Origin of the sequence: Streptosporangium sp. NPDC051022 (genome assembly GCF_040683035.1) — a bacterium.
Lineage (GTDB): Bacteria > Actinomycetota > Actinomycetes > Streptosporangiales > Streptosporangiaceae > Streptosporangium.
In genome coordinates this window covers 223,531-240,420 of record NZ_JBFBCF010000002.1, presented here as the reverse complement: position 1 = coordinate 240,420, position 16,890 = coordinate 223,531, and the positions used below count along the sequence as shown (strand labels likewise).

The following is a 16,890-nucleotide window of genomic DNA, read 5'->3' as shown; positions in this document are numbered from 1 at the left end:
ATGCTGAAGGAACGTGGTGAGCGTCTGATGACCCTGGAGGCCCTCGATCTGGCCACGTTGTCCCTGCGGGACGGGGAGAAGTGGGCCTCGGCCCCCGAAGGCGTACTGCCCGCGTGGGTCGCGGACATGGACTTCCCCGTCTCGCCGGTCATCCGGCGCGCGCTGGTCGACCGGATCGACACCGACCTCGGCTACCCCGCCTGGTACGACGAGTCGCACGGCGGGCCGCTCGGAGAGGCGTTCGCCGAACGCATGCTCGGCCGCTTCGGGTTCACCGCCGACCCCGCCCACGTCCGGCTGTTCACCGACATCAACCAGGCGATGCAGATCGCGCTGCACCTGGGCACCTCGCCCGGCGACCCGGTCGCGCTGCACGCGCCGGTCTGCCCGCCGTTCACCGAGACCCTGACCAGACTGGGCCGTCCGCCCAGGCCCGTGCCGATCCGCCCGCGGAACGGCGGCTGGCACCTCGACCTCGACCTGCTCGCGGACGAGATCCGGGGCCGCGGCGGCACCCCGTGCCGCGCGCTGTTCCTGGTCAACCCGCACAACCCGACCGGGCGGGTCTTCCGGCGGGAGGAACTCGAGGAACTGGCGAGGCTGGCGGCCGAACACGACCTGCTGGTGATCTCCGACGAGGTGCACGCCGAGCTGGCCTACGAGGGACACCGGCACATCCCGTTCGCCGCGATCTCCGAGGAGGCCGCCGCGCGCACGGTGACCATCACCTCGGGCAGCAAGGCGTTCAACCTGGCCGGTGCCCGCTGCGCCGTCGCGCACATCGGCGTCCGGAGGATCCGCGAGGCCGTGGACGCGCACCGCGGCCTCCTGTTCGGCCAGGTGAGCGCACTGGGAGTCGACGCGCTGAGGGCCGCGTGGACCGGCGGGGACGCCTGGCTCGACGCCGTGCGCGCGCTGCTGGCGCGCAACCGGCGGGCGGTGGCCGAGGGACTGCCCGAAGGCGTCGGCTACCTGCCCCCCGAGGCCACCTACCTCGCGTGGCTGGACTGCGGAGCCCTCGGCCTCGGCGACGACCCCTCCGCGTTCTTCCTGGAACGGGCCAAGGTGATGCTCTTCCGCGGCCCGGACTTCGGCCCCGAGGGCAGAGGCTTCGCCCGCCTGAACTTCGCCACCTCCCCCGCCGTCCTCGACGAACTCCTGACCCGAATGCGCACCGCCCTCCCCCGCTGATTCCCACCCCCACGCCCGCTCCCCTACCGCCCCCACCCACGCCCGCTTCCCCGCCCGTTCCCTGTCCGGGATCCCGCCTCTTCCCTGAAAACCCGTTGCGTGTCATCCCGGACATCGAGCATCCTCATGACCACACCGATCGGCACCGGAACCGGCCGATTCTCAGACAGGAGGGGTCATGCGCCGAATGCGACACCGTACGCCGCGCCGAATGCGCGTCCCCTCGGAGGCTCACATGTGACACCGATCGCGTGGATCACGTGAGCCGTCCCCGACCTCTCGGTCCGGGACGGCTTTCTCGTTTCTGAGCGGGTGAGGGCGCTGGTGTGCTCAGCGGTTTCATAAGCCGCACCGGGCGGGTTCGATTCCCGCACCCGCTACTCGGTCCCCGTGGCGCAGTGGAGAGCGCGCCTGCTTGCGGAGCAGGAGGCCGCCGGTTCGAATCCGGCCGGGGACACATCCCATCGCGACGGCTCACCCGAGTCAGGCACGTCGGGCCTCAGGCGTCACCGGGTGTCGTGACCACGAAGCCGAGCTGGGAGAGCGCACGAGCCACGGTCGCGTTACCGCCGGAGAACTCCGAGGGGCGTAGAGGACGACCGGTCACTCCACGGTGTGCCACCCCGGCGACAGCCTTGGAGTCGTACTTCCTCCCTTCGTAGACGAGGAAGTAACCCCGGGCCGGGCGGTAGCCGTACCGCTCGAGGAAAACGTCACGGCCCAGCTCGTCGCACTCTTCGATGGCGGCGACGACCATCTCCCTACGAAGATCGAACAAGCCCATCCCGGCATGATAGATCGGAGCAGCACGCACCGAACAGCGATCTGATGACGCACAAACGGGTTTGTTCTCCGAGGGGACCAGGAGCCCGGCGGGAAGGCAGCGAGCGGACCCTCAGCGACCCTCCGCCCCTGTCGACGATGACGAAGATCGCCCTAGACTGACGGACCGTGGACTGGGTCGAAAGAGTCGCCGGGATCCGACGCTGGAGCAAGGGCGGCGAGCGTGCACCGCACAAGCCACTTCTTCTTCTCTACGCCCTGGGCCGCTTCCAGCGGCACGGCAACAGGCCGATCCCGTTCAGCGCGGCCGAGGCGGAGCTCAGAAGCCTGCTCAAGGAGTACGGCCCGCCTCGCGACACCAGCCCCGGCTACCCCTTCCACCACTTGACCAGCGATGGCCTGTGGCTGGTCGACACCGCCACCGGGCCGGGCAGCCCGGGTCCGGAACTGGGCCGTCTGCGCGACAGCCAGGCCACCGGCCGCCTCCATCCCGATCTGGCCCGTGCCCTGTCCGAGGAGCCAGCCTTGGTCGCCCGGATCGCCCGCTTCCTGCTGGACGCGAACTTCGCCCCCTCCCTGCACACCGACCTCTGCCTGTTCGTCGGTCTCGATCTGGACCCTCTGGAGAGCACCGGGGAGACGAGGACGAACGGCATCGCCATACGCCGGGATCCCGCCTTCCGCTCACAGGTGCTCATGGCGTACGAGTACGCCTGCGCGTTCTGTGACTATGACGGCTGGCTGGACGGCACAGCGGTCGGCCTGGACGCCGCGCACGTGCGCTGGCGGGCCTTCGACGGCCCTGACGAATTGAGCAACGGGTTGTGCCTGTGCGCAATTCACCACAAGCTGTTCGACAAGGGCGTCCTCGGAGTGAGTCCAGAGCATACGGTGACCGTCTCAGCCAGGTTCGTCGGCCGTTCGGGTGCCGCACGGAACATGGTGACGACCCTGGCCGGACGCCCCGTCCGCAGTCCGCAGCCAGGTTTGGAGCCGGTCGAAACAGACCATATAGCCTGGCACAGCCGTCAGATCTTCCGTTCCCCTGCCCGTGCTTCCTGACCCTGCCCCGCCGGAATTCCATCGGTGTTTCCAGGAAGACCGCGTCCACGCCGAATGATCACAGCGAACACGAGATCCGGTTACCCCATCGGCAGAAACGCGCTCGGCTGACCATGCCACGAGACATAAAGCCGTTCACGGGCTCGGGTGGAGGAAACAAAGAGAACACACCGCTCGCGCTGTAGGTCACGCGCGTGTGCGATCTCGTCTTCCGTCACAGGCGTGACGGCCCTTGTCGAAGGCACCTGGTTCTCGCCCACCCCGATCACGGCCACGCAGCGGAACTCGAGCCCCTTCATTCCGTGCATCGTCCCGACCTGTACCGCGTTGCCTTGCCCCAGCCGTGCGAGCGCGCCCACGGGGATACCCTCCCGCTCCAGGAGTTCTCTGGCATCCCTGATCAGGATGTCGGACCGCGCCGCGACACCGATCTCTCCCGGTTCCACCCCGGCCCTGACCCACTCCTGAATCTGCGCGACAAGCGCCTCCCTCTCGTCGAGCGGTGTGGGGAATCCTCGCTCAAGTGGTCTGTCCCCATGGACGTGCGAACGGCATCCGGCGATCTTCTCCAGGGCCTCGTTCATGTCATCGATCTGAACACCGTGCAGCATGGACAGACTCCAGGCCAGGATCTCGGCTGTGGTCCGGTAATTCAGGGTGAGCCGTACCGACCGTCCGCCGATGTCGACACCCACTTCACGAAGCGACGGATGATAGTGATAGATCCGCTGATGGGTGTCCCCTGCGATGAACAGGTCGTCGGCCCCCTCCTCGACCGCCGCCCTGACAAGGCGCCACTGCATCGGACTGAAATCCTGCGCCTCATCGACAATGATGTGCCGGTACGGCTTCTCGGGAGTCTCCGCGAGGATCTTTCCGGCTTCGACGCAGACCGTTTCGTGAGTCCACCGGTCGATGAGTCGCAGCTCCTGTTGGAAGTCCCAGATGATCTCCCACACCTGCGCACGCTGCTGCGCACGAAGGCCACGGCCTCTGCCGGAACGCTTCGCCTGGAGGTAGGCGCCGGCGCTGGTGACCTGCTGGGCGAGCACGACCTGTCGCCATTCGTCGTACAGGAACTGCTCGCTGAGCGACGAATTCCTCTTCTTCGCGAGCCGTTTCCAGATTTCGAGTTCTTCCTCCTTGCGGAGAATCACAGGTCGGCCATGCCGTTCGGTGAAGACACGGTGTGCGACCTGATCTACGTTGAGGACCGACACCCGCTGTGCCTGCTCCGGCGTCTCGAGGAGGAGCGCCATGTCACGCCCCAGTGAGGAGGCCAGTGCCGATGTGAACGTGGTGAGCAGAATGGGGCCTTCATTACGGACAGTAAGATGCTTTGCCCTGTGCAGGGCGGCTACCGTCTTACCCGTCCCCGGCCCTCCGGTGATCCGTGCGGGCCCGCGGTAGGAGGCGTGCGCGGCCTGGTACTGGAGGGGATGGAGGTAGACCCGCCAGAGCGCGAACGACTCGCGGAAGATCTTCATCAAGTCCGCGGGGCCGTCCACGAGAAGGACCCGGTCCGAGGTACGCATCACGGCCGCAGAGAGATCCTCCGGGTCGAACGATTCGGGTTCCCCCCCACATCCGAGGTCCGCCCAGACCTCTTCCGGGGTCATTCCGGCCGCGAGGCCGAAAAGCGCGTCCCACTGCGTCGCAGGCAGGAAGGTCTTGGCGGTTTCCAGCTGCTCCACCCGGGTGAGCTCTCGCGCGAACGCCAGGGTCTCTTTCGTGACGCCGAGCCGTATGAGATCTGAATCGCTGACGTGGTCGAACAGGTGCCGCAAAGTCTCTTGCGCCTCGTCCTCGATCTCACCGAGCGCGTCATGAAGGGCAGCGGGGTCCCAGATGTCTATACAGCCGTTCGCCACGTTCACCTCCACCTTGTGACGCTCGGCCCATCGGTAGGCGTCATCGTGTGGAAGCACTTTGAGCAGCGTGTAGTTGTCACCTCCCTTGGGGGCGAGAACGACGCCCCGCCAGAAAATGTCGACCCTGATTGTACGCAGCCGGTCATCGCGGGCGTTGTTGACCTTCTCCAGGTGCAGGCTGGCATATGTGGCCTGCTCAAACTTGCCGAACACCTCGCCGATGCGCACCCGGATGGGAGCGTCCATCCGGAAGACCTCCTTGAGGCATTCGATGTGGATGCCGAGCCGGGCCACTCACGACTCCTTATGGTCGATTTCGTCGATGAGGCGGCCGACCTCGGCCACCTGTGGATGATCCGGGCCGCGGAACCTGACGATGTCACTCCGCAGCGCGACAAGCGTGTGCTCGGCCTCACCGAGGTCTCCTGCCCCCAATTGGAGGACGGCGATCTGCTTGCGCAGCTCGAGAGGCCGGGAATCAGCGTCGCCGTAGAAGGTCCGCTCGTCCTGGAGAAGCGAGGTCAACTGCCGAAGCGCGAGCCGGGTCTCCCCGCCCATGGCACGACAGCTCGCCTCGCGGAGCCTGCAGTGGAAGGCCAGATCGACCCCGTCGTCTCCGCGCTGGGCGTAGAGGCTTGCGAGCTCTCGATAGTGGGACGCGGCGGGACGGTAGTCACCGCCCTCGAACAGGATGTCGGCCAGTTCCAGTCGCAGGCTCAACACCTCGCCGTCGTCCGATCCGAGAAGCCGTTCCGCTGAACCCGCCACCTCGGTGAGGATCTCGACCGCCTGGGTGTAGCGGGACTCCCTGACCAGGTCCGTCACCCGGGCCCGGATCGCCGGCAGATCGGCGACACCGGTCAGCTGCGGCTCCTCATCGAGGAGAACCGGTTGCCTCACCTGGTCGATCACGTCCGGCCGATCACCGCCCACCAGCGCGGCGAGGGCCCGCGCGTACATCCGAACGGGCGAGTCGGCCGATGCCGGGTGAACGAAGTCCGGGAGGTGGACAGTCCCCGAGGTCAGTGCCGACAGGTAGGCGAAGACCGCCGGAGCGTCCCGAGGGCGGTCCTCGGGACGCTTCTCCAGCAGGCCGAGAACGAGTTCGTCGAGCTCACGGGGAATCTCGCCACGAATCCGGCTGGCTGCCCGAGGCGCGTCACTGACCTGCTGATGAAGCGTTTCGTACTCCGACGGCCCAGGAAACACGTGCTTGCCGGTGAGCATCTCGTACATCACGCAGCCGAGCGCGTAGAGGTCGCTCCCGGGGCCGAGCGGCTGAGCGCGCACCTGTTCCGGCGACATGTAGTGCGCGCTCCCCACGACCTGGCCGCTCCGGGTGTATCGCGAAAAGCGCGGGTCGGTGAAGATCGCCAGGCCGAAATCGAGCACCTTGACGCTGCCGTCCGGACAGATCATGAGGTTGGACGGCTTGAGATCACGATGCAGGATCGACAACTCGTGGGCGGCTCCCAGGACGGCGCAGACCTGCGCCGCGATACCCGCCACCCAGCCGATCGGGAGCGGTCCAAGTTCGGCGAGCAGATCGGCGATGGTGCTGCCCTTGACGAACTGCATCACCTCGAAGAGACGTCGTTCACCGCTCTGTGGATCGTCGTAGCTGCCGACGTCGTAAATGGCCGGTGCTCCAGGATGGTCGAGACGCGCCATGATCCGGGCCTCGCGCAGGAAGCGTCGCTCCAGTTCCTCCGGCGGAAGGTTACCGACGCAACGAATGAACTTAATCGCCACTTTTCGGTCGAGCTGGCGGTCATGACCCGAGTAGACCTCACCCATGCCGCCTTTGCCGATGGGATGGCCCACTTCGTAACGGTCGAGGATGACCATCCAACCCCCCACAACGTGCAGCTACAGTGGGAGAAGTTACACCGATCTATGCATGTGGATCGAGAGTACCGTCAACAAGACCCTCGAATCCGGCCCGGACCAGGTCCGCGCTCAGCTCCGCGATCTCCCTGGTGGCGTTCTCGAAGACCATCAGACGCCGAAACGCCTGTCCGTATCTCTTCTGTTCAGCGAGCGGGAGCCGTGGAATGGGAGCTCTGCGGGCATCGATCCTGTTCGACACGGAGGACGCACGCGCGGCTCCGGATTCTCCCGCCATCCGAAGGAATCCAGCCAGGAAATAAGGGTCAATTCTGCCCAAATCAGCCCGAAAGAGATAGAGCTGCGGCCCCAGAACTTGCCCTTCCTCATCGACCACCATGGACGTCGACTCCCGAGCCAGTACAGGTGCGATCACGTCACCGGCACGGCAGAACACCGTGCCCGCTTCGCGGTTGGTGCGCCCGGACGGCTTACCGCTCCGGGCGACATCTCTGACGGTGAGGACCGGAAGGTCGCCCTCATCGAGGGTCATCTTCAGCGGAGCCTGGTGGATCTCCACCGCTCCGGCTCGTGCCAGTTCCCCCACCGTGGTCATTGACAGCTCACGAGTGGTACGCGCCGCCCGTAGTTCGGGAAGCTCCGCGGGAAGCAGGCGGCGCAGTCGTTCATGTGCTCGCTCGAAGGTCTCCCCCGCGAGAACCGTCGTGGACGTCACATACCGCCTCGGGCTTACGTTCACCTCCTCGTCGAGCAGGTCGATGAGTCGGACCGTCCGGCAGTTCGGTTCGGCCATCTCGGCTTCAGGGTCCTGCCGGAACCTCTCCCACACCCGCCGCACAGGGGAGAGATCCTCGGCCGCCTCGACCATGAGGACCTGAGCGGGTACGGGGTCGTCAGGTACCGGTTTTCGGAGAAGCCAGAGATCGGGGGCCATGCTCGTGCCCGGTACAGCCCCCACCGGCAGTGACACCACCGCTCTGAGCGCCCCGGAGCGGAGCAGGTTGCCCCGGATTCTCCGGCCACTGCGACGATCGGCCGCAACGGAGGGCATCATGATCGCGACGACACCACCTGGTCTGACATGTGCCAGACAGTGCTGCGTCCAGGCCAGTTCGGGTTCTCCCCGAGGTGGCAGGCCGTACTCCCAACGAGGGTCGCTGGCCAGTTCCTCGTAGCCCCAGGCTCGTTCTCCGAAAGGTGGGTTGCAGATGGCCGCGTCGGCCTGATCGGCGGCGAATCCGTCATGCCTGAGGGAGTCGGCAGCCACAATACGCGCGTGCCGGTCGTGGAGCAGGAGCCTGACCGCGGTGAGCTTCGCCGCCGCCTCATCGACCTCCTGACCGAGCAGAACCTCAGCGTGAGCCGCGACGAGGAGGGTGCCGATTCCGCATGCGGGGTCGAAGATCACCTGTCCTTCGACCAGGCCTGTGACGAGGTTGGCGATCTCCGGAGGGGTGGCGAGCAGGCGGCGGGAGTGTGTCTCCGCATATCGGTCGAAGAGGAAGTCGAAGGTTTCGGCCGCTCCCACCTGCTCCGCGAGATCCGCCAGACCACGGACGAGTTCGACGTCATCGGGCGTCTCGAACCGCCCCGGCACGTCCGGTACGGCGCGCGGCAGGGTCTCCGAAAGGAGACCGGGTAGGTTCGCCTGCCCTGCGAGTTTCCGCCACTCTTCGGGGTGGCGCTTGATGAACAGAAGCAGGACTCCCACCGATCCGACCACGTCTCCCAGACGTAGATCATCAACGGTGCTGCGGAGGCGCTGCCACATCCTGTCCGCCGGGGAGACCGTGAACCTCTTGCCCTGCTTGCGCAGCCAGTCCTCGATCTCGGCCAGGGAGAAGGCGGGACTCGTCGCCGTCCCGCCAACGGGCTGCGGAAAGTCGTCGTAGCGCTTGCGCCAGTTGCTGACCGCCGCACGCCCCACATCAGCGAGCCGCGCGATGTCCGCAGCGTTCACCGTCGCGTCGTTCGGCATGTCCGACCTCTCTCGTTTCGGCCTGCCCGATCCGGCCACACGCTATCTCACGATGCTGCGACTCCATCAAGTGGGTTGTGAATAGGAGACACGAGTGCTTTACTCGCACAGGTCGCCCCTTCGGCGTAATTCTCAACCGAAGTGATGCGCTTCGCCAGATTTACCTTCTCGGCCCCGCAGCACTGCACCTCAACTGCTTTCCCAGGACTTCGGACGACACGGTGTGCCCATGAGTTTTCACCTCGACGCCGACCCCGCACAGTCATCGGCGCTGCTTGATCGGCTCGAATCCGACTGGAAGCCACAACTTCCCGGCGTCTCGCTGCTAACGGAACTTGAGGTCGACCGAAAAGTCCTTATCGAGACTTCCCGTGCTCTTGGACATCTCTACCGTTTCAAGGTCGTCAAGGGCCGATACCAGTCTCTCTTCAGCCGCTGGCCCGCCTGCGTGGCGGTGGCGATGAGCGGGGTGGCGGCCAACGACTACCGTGAGGGCACCTTCTGGCCCTACTGGTGGAACGCGATCGGCTACCAGGAGTTCGTGACCCAGCAGGACGCGAGGCTCTGGGGCCAGGCTTTCCTTGACGCCCTGGGCACCTTCCGCCTACCGCGCTTCGCGGAACGTTCCATGAAGTACGTCGGGCCGATTCTCATGCACGCCGGAATCCCCACGTTCTGCCTGGGGAACTTCTTCAAGCTCCTCCTCCAGCGACGCGCCCAGGATCCCCTCCTGGACGCGGACGGCCTGCTCTCCTGGGCCACCGCGCGGGAAAGCCGCCTCCACAGCCTGCATGAGCCCGCCCGGTGGTTCATCCGATACGGCACCGACCACGCCGTCGACGTCATCGACCGCTGCCTCGACCTCCTCGACCGGCTGCGCGCGGGGGATCACGACCTCGACGGGCTCGGTCTCCCCGCCCGTTACTTCGACCAGGCCCAGCTCCTGATCGCCGACCGTGGTCTCGACCTTGCGCTCTCCATCGCGGCAGGCCCGCGCCCCCGCCGGACGGAACGGCCCCGGCTCGCCATCGATCCCTTCGGACAGGGTGTTCAGATCGTTTTGCCGCCGGTGGGCGATGCTCCGGACGGAGCCGCACGCTGGTGTGTCACCGTGGACGGCGTTCAGAACGTCGTGAAAAGCCGGTCCATGTGGGTGGGAGCCACCGAAGCCGCCCCCAGCACCTCTTTCCCGATCGCCAGGCCCGCGCGGGTCGCCCAGGTCTCCCTGTACGGCACGGCACACGAGTCCCAAATCGACATCGTCGACGCGGAAAACCCCCTGCTGATCTTCACGGAGAACGGCGACCGGCTCGCCGACCATCTCGGAGTGCCTCCGGACTCGGTGTGGCTGCTGCACCCCGGCGACCGCGAGCTGCTGTCGGACGTTCCAGTGCGGACCGTCGCTCAGGGCACCCTTCCCATCGGCTGGGACGGCTGGCGGCTCGTACAGATCGCCTTGGAGGGGGCGACCTGGGTCGGGCTGTCCCGCGAGGATGCCAGGCGTCGACCGGTACGTGGGCACAGCAAGCCCCGGGTGATCACCGGCGAGCCGTTGGCCGGTGTCTCCACGCCCTACGGTTCGCCGGTCTTTCCCGTGCCGCCCGCAGTCTGGCTGCCCGCCGAGACGACGACCACCTGGTTGGTCGACATCCGTCCGGGGGCGGGTGGCGGCAGCGTCTACAGCGGTTCGTTCACCGTCAGCGAGCCCACCGAGCTATCGGAGGAGCTATGGGCGGACGTGCCCAGGCCGATCCTGGGCGCGTTCGAGATCACCGTCCGCGGGCCGATCGGCCGGAGCACCCGCAGAACGGTCTTCGTCACCGAAGGGCTGACCGCGCGGTTCACGCCTCAGGTACGGCTTCTGGCGCCCGGCGGTCTGACACCGGGAGAGGCGACGTTCTCGACGGCGCCCGGTATGACGGTCGGGCCCACGGCGGCGGCCTACTCCCCGGTCGAACGGGAACACGTCATCACCTGCGGCACGAGCCGTGAGAGCGAGCCTCTGATCGTCACCCCGCCCTCCATGAGGACCATGGTGGAGGAGACGGATCAGAGCCCCTACTGGACGTACGGACCGGTGCGGCTGATGGCCGAGCGTTTCGGAGAGGTCGAATCGCTCCAGATAGAGGTTCCCGGGGTCAGCACGCTGCCTCCGTTGGAGGTGGTGGTCGGCGGCAAGCTCGTCCAGCGCCTCGCCCCGTCCGGACGGGGCCGCTACGGTCTGAAACGAGCTCAGGACACGGTTGCCCGGCACCGTAGCGTGGATCTCGTCCTGCCGCTCGCCGGGCTCGCGCTCCCGGTCGGCAGTGTCCGCCCCAGCCGGTTGGCCTCGGGCGCCTTCCACCAAGGCGACCACGTGAGACTTGAGGACTGCGCCTGGGTCGAGGGCCTGACCGCGGGAATCTATCTGTGTACCGCCCCCTGGCGCGCCCCGGAGATCATCTCGGTCAAGGGCGACGGCTCGATCCCGCTTTCCCCCGAGGTGGCCGGCGCGGGCTCGTTGCACATCCGCCTCGCGGTCGAGGATCCCTGGGTCTCCTCGGAGTGGCCGCGATGGCCGCATCCCAGCGAGATGCTCAAGTGCGACGTCCCCGGCCAATACGGTGGAGCCGACGACGAGGAGCGGCTGCTCTCGGGATACCTGGCCGGGGCCAACGGGCTCCCGGAGCGGGTTTCCCGTCTGGACAGGCTCTGGACCGTCATCGACCTGGCCAACCGGATCGACTACCCGTCGGCGGCTCGGCGGATCGACGACTGCACGTCGCTGCTCCGTACGTACCCGGAGGCTATCCGGTCGCTGCCCGACGCCGCCCTTCCTCCGGATCGCACGATTGTCGCGCTGGTGACGACGGGATTCGCCGCCACCCTCGTCAACGACCATCGGGAGTCCGATGATCACCTATGGCGCAAATCACCCGCGGTGGCCGCGCTGCTGACCGGTTCGGCGCTCTCGGGCCTCGCGGAGGACTCGGATCTGCTCGCCGAGATCAGGGCCGAATGCGGTGGATCGGCACTGACCATACTGCGGGCGGAAGGCGACCCTCACGCCGAGACCGGACGGTTCGACCGGTTCGCGGAGCTGATGGACCGCAAGAGCCCCGCGGAGATCGAGCAGATGTGGACCGCCGTTCAGGTGGTCCCCACCGGCCTGCTCGACGTCGACACCCGTATCGCCGCCGCACGCAGGCTCTTCGACGAGCGACACCGCCGTGACGGACGGATGCTCTCCGCCGAGGTCGCCGGGGTGATCCGAGAGGCGATGGCCATCCGGATCACCGAGTATCGCGGCCTGGAAAGGTACATCGAGGCCCGCTGCCATCCGCAGCGTCGCGACGGCTGGGTGTCGCTGCCCGCCCTGTCCATCGCGTGCGCCCTGATCGCCCGGATAGCGGCACGCGGGCATGAGGGCTGCCTGTATCTCGAACGCGAATTTCGTCCACTGTGGCGGGCATTGGCCAAAATCGCCCCTGATCTGACGGCTCTCGACCTTGTCCGGGCGGAGCTTCTCGTCGCGGTCAAGGCGGGAGCCGACTCCGCATAAGGACCAGGTAATTCCGAAAAAGCAGCTATAAAGCGCACGTTGATCGCTACTCTTTAGTTCGATGGGCGTACCGAGAGTGAGAGATTGCCCTGAACGCACCTAATTCCCGCGCCGAACTGGTGGCGGCCTGGCGTAGCAAGCGGAATGCCAGGCTGGCGGCGATCAGAGACGGCATCGTCGGCACGGACCCCGTGGCCGAAGGCTGGGCCGCCCTGGGAGTTCACGGCGGCGACACCATCGGCGAGCTCCGCAGAGCCATCTCGGCGATGCTCGACGACAGCGCCCCACCCGCCGAGGACCTGGAAACGATCAGGCGGTCTCTCGAAGGCGTGCCCGCCCCCTCACTTCCCACCATCGTCAAGTCGGTGCTCGCGACGCTTCCTCCCCGGCTCCTCATCAAGACTCTCGGCGATTTACTCCAAGCGGGCATGCCGTGGATCACCGACGTAGGACGCCGCAAAGCACAGCTGCTCTCCTTCGAGCATCCCCTCGCCGGCGCCGTCCGGCTGCCCGGGGACGACGTGCTCGAAGGCATAGCCGAGTGGCGCCTGTATCTGGCAGCTCTCGGCCATCCGGCCCGTGTGAGGGCGGCGGAAGTCATGCTGGTCGTTCCAGAGGTTTCCCTGTCCGTGGTCGACGACTTCATCGACCTCGGCCTGATCGGCCACCGTGACCGGCCATGGCTCGAGCGTCACGCTCCCGACGAGAGCCTGTATCTCCGTGCACGTCTGGCACCGGACTCGATCGAACGGCAGGACGCGGCGGTTATCAGGTGGACCGAGATGGAGCGCCGTCACGCCTTCCTCGACGGCGACGAGCTCTTCGACGGCGATGACCTGTTCTCCCTTCTCGCGGCGTTCTGGCGAGGCGAGACGGACATCACGCTGCGAACGCGCCTGTCTTCCGGTGGCCGCACGCTGTACGACGAGATCACCGTCGGCGCCCAGACCGGCCGATGGCCCGAGCACGTCGTCACCGACCGGGGCCTCTGGCCGCTCCTGGCCGCGCACTGGACGCCGAGCGATTCCATCAACCCGAAATTGAGTGAGTTTCACGCCTGGCGGGCGCTGTACAACTGCTACCGGTGGATTCTCATGGGCTGGTTCGACAGAGCCAAACCCCAGGTCGAACGTCTCCTGGAAGCGTCGAACGAGACGGACGGGAAACGGGGACGACTGCTTCCCGACGCGATGCGCGCGGAGATTCACACGATGGCCGCCTACCTCGCCCAGGAGAACAACGAGCTGGAATTCGCGATCAAACTCCTGGAAATGGCCCAGGACACGCACCCGGAAGTCCGGGAGAACCTGCGACGCTTGCGAGAACGCCGCGCGCTGACCGTGAACAACCGCGATCACTGGGAAAACCCCTACCTCATGCTGGGCGTCCCGCACGGCGACCCCGGCTGGGAGGACCAGTGGCGCAACCTCCGTAAGCAGCTCGATCACGACATCGACCGGTTGACACACATCAACGCCGCGAAGAGACGGCTCATGCACGCCGAAAGAAACGGCGCCGACTTCTACGTCCTACCGCTCGAGGAAAGCTCGATACACCTCTCCAGGGAACGTTCCGCAGCATTGCTTCCGCCCCTGGAAACGCTACAACGCCGAACTCCGCAGAGCAGACCGGGAGACTTCGACCTGCTACGGGAGAACGCGACACGATCGTTGCTGGATGATTTCGAATTCAGTATTTCGAAAAACACGGAACCGAGCGATGAAGCCTGAGAACATGTCAACCACCCAGCCTTCCGGAAACCGTGGCAGGAAACCGCGGAAGCCAGCGGTGAATCCGCGACCCCGACCAGAGTCGAACAACAGTAATGATCTCCACGGTCTCGCCGACCATCTAACTCAGCGCCTCGAACGAGAGGTGGAACGCCGCCTGCTCGCTGTCAGCAACGAGTTGAAAGAGACCCTCAGGAACGAAATACGAGTGCGCACCGCACGGCTTGACCGGGAGAGGTCCGAGGACAAGGCGGCTTCGACAGCACGTGCGAGTCGGGAAAGGGCGGACCTGGAGACGAGGCTGCGTCGCGAAATGGAGGCCCGGCTCGCGACAATCGCCAAAGAGAGGGCGCAGCTTGACCCGAACCTCGTGTTGAGGAGATTCGCCGAGCACACCACGGCTCTTCTGAGCAAGGTCGACGGTCCGGAGTATGGCGCACTGCGCGAACAAGTGAACAGCGGTCTGCGTCAAGCGGTTCTCGACGCGCTGCGAAGCCGGAAACAGCACCTCTCCCACCTGACGAAACTCGAACGGGCGGTCCGGGAGGGGGCCATGGATCAGATCCCGCAATTGCTGGACGAGTTCTTCGTCGAAGCCGGAGTCCGAAGAATCTCGAATCCCGCGGATGGCCCGGAGTTCTTCAAAGCCATCAACGACCCGGCCGGCAAGCCCTATCTCCAAGTGGTGGAACCCGCCTATGTGGACGAGGCAACCGGTCAGATTCTGCGCGCCGGGCGTCTGAGGCACGTCGCGGAACCGCAGCTCGACAGCAGCACCGCGGAGTGTGACGACCAGGAGAGGGAAGCGTGACGACCGGCATTGACTTCGGCACGACCAATTCCGTCGTCGCGCAGTGGAACGGTGAGGACGTCGAGGTGCTCTCTTTGGACGGCGAGCATCTCGAAGACGAATGGTTCTACCCCTCCTTCGAGCATCTCTTTCCCACCATCGTGGGAGAGAGCTCGCTCCGCCTCGGTACCCTGTTCGGCTGGGAGGCCAAGCTCCGGTCGAACCGGGTGATCGAGGCGTGCAAGCGCATGCTGCGCAACGACGGGGGCATCCAGCTCCGTGACCGCCGCATCTCCGCCACCGCCGTCGCCGCCGGAGTCTTCCAGGCCATGCGTGACCGGGCAGAGACGAACCTCACCACGATCGACAGCGCGGTCATCACCGTCCCGGCGAACGCGAAGGGCGGCGCTCGCTACCGCACGCGGGCCGCGGCCCGAGCCGCGGGAATCCAGGTCAAGGCCCTGCTGAACGAGCCGACCGCGGCCGCGCTCTCCTATATGCACGACATTCAGGACGAGGGCACCATCATGGTCTTCGACTGGGGCGGCGGGACCATCGACGTCACCGTTCTGGAACACAGGGATGGATTGTTCGAAGAGCGCGCGTCTCGCGGTGTCACCCAGCTCGGTGGTCTTGAGGTCGACAGAAGACTCCGCGCCCTCATCATCAGAAAGATCGGATACGAGCCTGACCTCTCGCCGGAGGAGGAGAGGCAGTTCGCGCTGGCCGTCGAGCGGACCAAGATCCGGCTTTCGACCGAGGAGACCGTCCTCACCAGAATTCCGGGTGTCAGCAGGTTGATCGAGGTCTCTCGGATGGACCTCGAAGCGCAGATCGATCACCTGGTCGAAGAGGCTCTTCAGCCCGTTCGTATGTGCCTTAACGATCTCGGCATCGAAACGACAGGGGTCTCCGACATCCTCCTGATCGGCGGCACCAGTCAGATGCCCTGCGTGCGTAGGGCCGTCGAACGGCTGATGGACGCCGAAACCGTTCCGGCCGAGATCTGCCACCCCATGACGGCCGTCGCCAGGGGCGCCGCCATCGCCGCAGCCATCATGGACGGCGAGCTCGACAGCCTCCTCCAGGTGTCCTCCATGTACGCGCTCGGCACGACGGCCGCCCGGAGCCTGGACAGCAACGAGAAGGTGTTCAGCGAGATCATCAAGCCGCGTTCCCCGCTGCCCACCCGCGAGCGGAAGAGCTACACCCCGAAGAACGACTTCCAGTCCGAGCTGAAGATCGAGATATGGGAGGCCGATCCGGACAAACCCCTCCAGCACCCGGAGAACTTCCAGCTCACCACGCTCCAGGTGCGTTACCCGCAGCCGCTTCCCCGCACGGAGGCGTCCTTCACCCTGGAGTACACCTACCAGGCGGACGGCCTGCTCCACGTGAAGGCCACCCTCGACAAGAACGGCCGCATGCTGGTCGACCAGGAGATCTCCGACTTCACTCATGGCGAGACACTCACCATGAGTGACATCAAGCGCCAGATGACCGCATTGGAGGGGCTCCCCCAGCACACGTTCCCCTCGGCCCCTCAGCCACGGCTCTCATCTCCTGTCCCACAGCCCGTCGTGACCGGACCAGCGGCTGCGAGGAGCAGCGCAGGGAAGTCGTTCGTGGTCGACGGCTCCAACCTCGCCTGGCTCGGCCGGGACGTGAGAGCGGGCGACTCCCCCAGCTTCGCCCAGCTCTTGGACGCCGTGGATGCGCTCAGGGCCCAACATCCCGGTTCCTCCGTGGACGTGATCGTCGACGCCGCGCTTGTCTACCAGCTCACCTTCCTGGAGAGGGAGGAGCTCAAAAAAGGCATGCGCTCCGGTCTCATCACGCAGGTACCCGCCGGCACCAAAGGCAAGGCGGATCGACTCGTCGCGACACTGGCGGCGCGGAAGCAGGCGATCGTGGTGACGAACGACAGCTTCAAGGAACTGCAGGCGGAGTTCCCGTGGCTGCTCGACTCAGGCCGCGTGCTGGGCGCCTCGAACCCGGGCGGTGAGTGGATCTTCCTGGCCCGCCATCCGGTCCGTCCCCGCCGACCTGACGTCAACGGACGCTGACCGACACCTTCCCCCGATCTCGGAGCTCGA

At 66.1% G+C, this 16,890-nt stretch carries 10 protein-coding genes and 2 tRNA genes; 8 read left to right on the top strand and 4 right to left on the bottom strand.

Translation table 11 applies throughout. The annotated features are described in order from the left end of the window. From AB0N02_RS05120 to AB0N02_RS05110, 3 genes are all read left to right on the top strand, one after another. Entirely contained in the window at positions 1-1,191 is a 1,191-nt protein-coding gene (locus tag AB0N02_RS05120; RefSeq protein ID WP_363942904.1) for an aminotransferase class I/II-fold pyridoxal phosphate-dependent enzyme, read from the top strand. 307 nt (positions 1,192-1,498) lie between these two features. Next, a tRNA-Met gene (locus AB0N02_RS05115) sits at positions 1,499-1,571 on the top strand. A gap of 4 nt (positions 1,572-1,575) precedes the next feature. Beyond that, a tRNA-Arg gene (locus AB0N02_RS05110) sits at positions 1,576-1,648 on the top strand. Between the two features lie 42 nt (positions 1,649-1,690). On the opposite strand, the gene AB0N02_RS05105 is transcribed toward AB0N02_RS05110, so the two are convergent. Next, complete coding sequence (locus AB0N02_RS05105; protein WP_363942902.1) at positions 1,691-1,975, bottom strand: hypothetical protein; 285 nt, start codon at positions 1,973-1,975, stop codon at positions 1,691-1,693. A gap of 167 nt (positions 1,976-2,142) precedes the next feature. Here AB0N02_RS05105 and AB0N02_RS05100 point away from each other — a divergent pair, with 167 nt between their 5' ends. Next, positions 2,143-3,036, top strand: a complete 894-nt coding sequence (locus AB0N02_RS05100; RefSeq protein WP_363942900.1) for a phosphorothioated DNA-binding restriction endonuclease — start codon at positions 2,143-2,145, stop codon at positions 3,034-3,036. Positions 3,037-3,116: 80 nt separating this feature from the next. Here the strand turns inward: AB0N02_RS05100 and AB0N02_RS05095 are convergent, their stop codons facing one another. From AB0N02_RS05095 to AB0N02_RS05085, 3 genes are read right to left on the bottom strand one after another with little or no spacing between them, the layout of a single operon-like run. Further along, on the bottom strand, positions 3,117-5,201 hold the full coding sequence (locus AB0N02_RS05095; RefSeq protein WP_363942899.1) for a UvrD-helicase domain-containing protein: 2,085 nt from the start codon (positions 5,199-5,201) through the stop codon (positions 3,117-3,119). Beyond that, complete coding sequence (locus AB0N02_RS05090; RefSeq protein ID WP_363942897.1) at positions 5,202-6,755, bottom strand: serine/threonine-protein kinase; 1,554 nt, start codon at positions 6,753-6,755, stop codon at positions 5,202-5,204. Positions 6,756-6,801: 46 nt separating this feature from the next. After that, entirely contained in the window at positions 6,802-8,466 is a 1,665-nt protein-coding gene (locus AB0N02_RS05085; protein ID WP_363942896.1) for an N-6 DNA methylase, read from the bottom strand. Positions 8,467-8,962: 496 nt separating this feature from the next. Here AB0N02_RS05085 and AB0N02_RS05080 point away from each other — a divergent pair, with 496 nt between their 5' ends. The 4 genes from AB0N02_RS05080 to AB0N02_RS05065 all read left to right on the top strand — a co-directional run bounded on the left by AB0N02_RS05080 (position 8,963) and on the right by AB0N02_RS05065 (position 16,860). Further along, positions 8,963-12,274, top strand: a complete 3,312-nt coding sequence (locus AB0N02_RS05080) for a hypothetical protein (RefSeq protein ID WP_363942894.1) — start codon at positions 8,963-8,965, stop codon at positions 12,272-12,274. A gap of 119 nt (positions 12,275-12,393) precedes the next feature. Then, positions 12,394-14,004, top strand: coding sequence for a hypothetical protein (locus AB0N02_RS05075; protein WP_363942893.1), 1,611 nt, complete (start codon positions 12,394-12,396; stop codon positions 14,002-14,004). Further along, entirely contained in the window at positions 13,994-14,815 is an 822-nt protein-coding gene (locus AB0N02_RS05070) for a hypothetical protein (protein ID WP_363942892.1), read from the top strand. The genes AB0N02_RS05075 and AB0N02_RS05070 overlap by 11 nt, the downstream gene beginning before the upstream one ends. Continuing rightward, positions 14,812-16,860, top strand: a complete 2,049-nt coding sequence (locus AB0N02_RS05065; protein ID WP_363942891.1) for an Hsp70 family protein — start codon at positions 14,812-14,814, stop codon at positions 16,858-16,860. Before AB0N02_RS05070 ends, AB0N02_RS05065 begins: the two co-directional genes overlap by 4 nt. Positions 16,861-16,890: the final 30 nt, after the last annotated feature.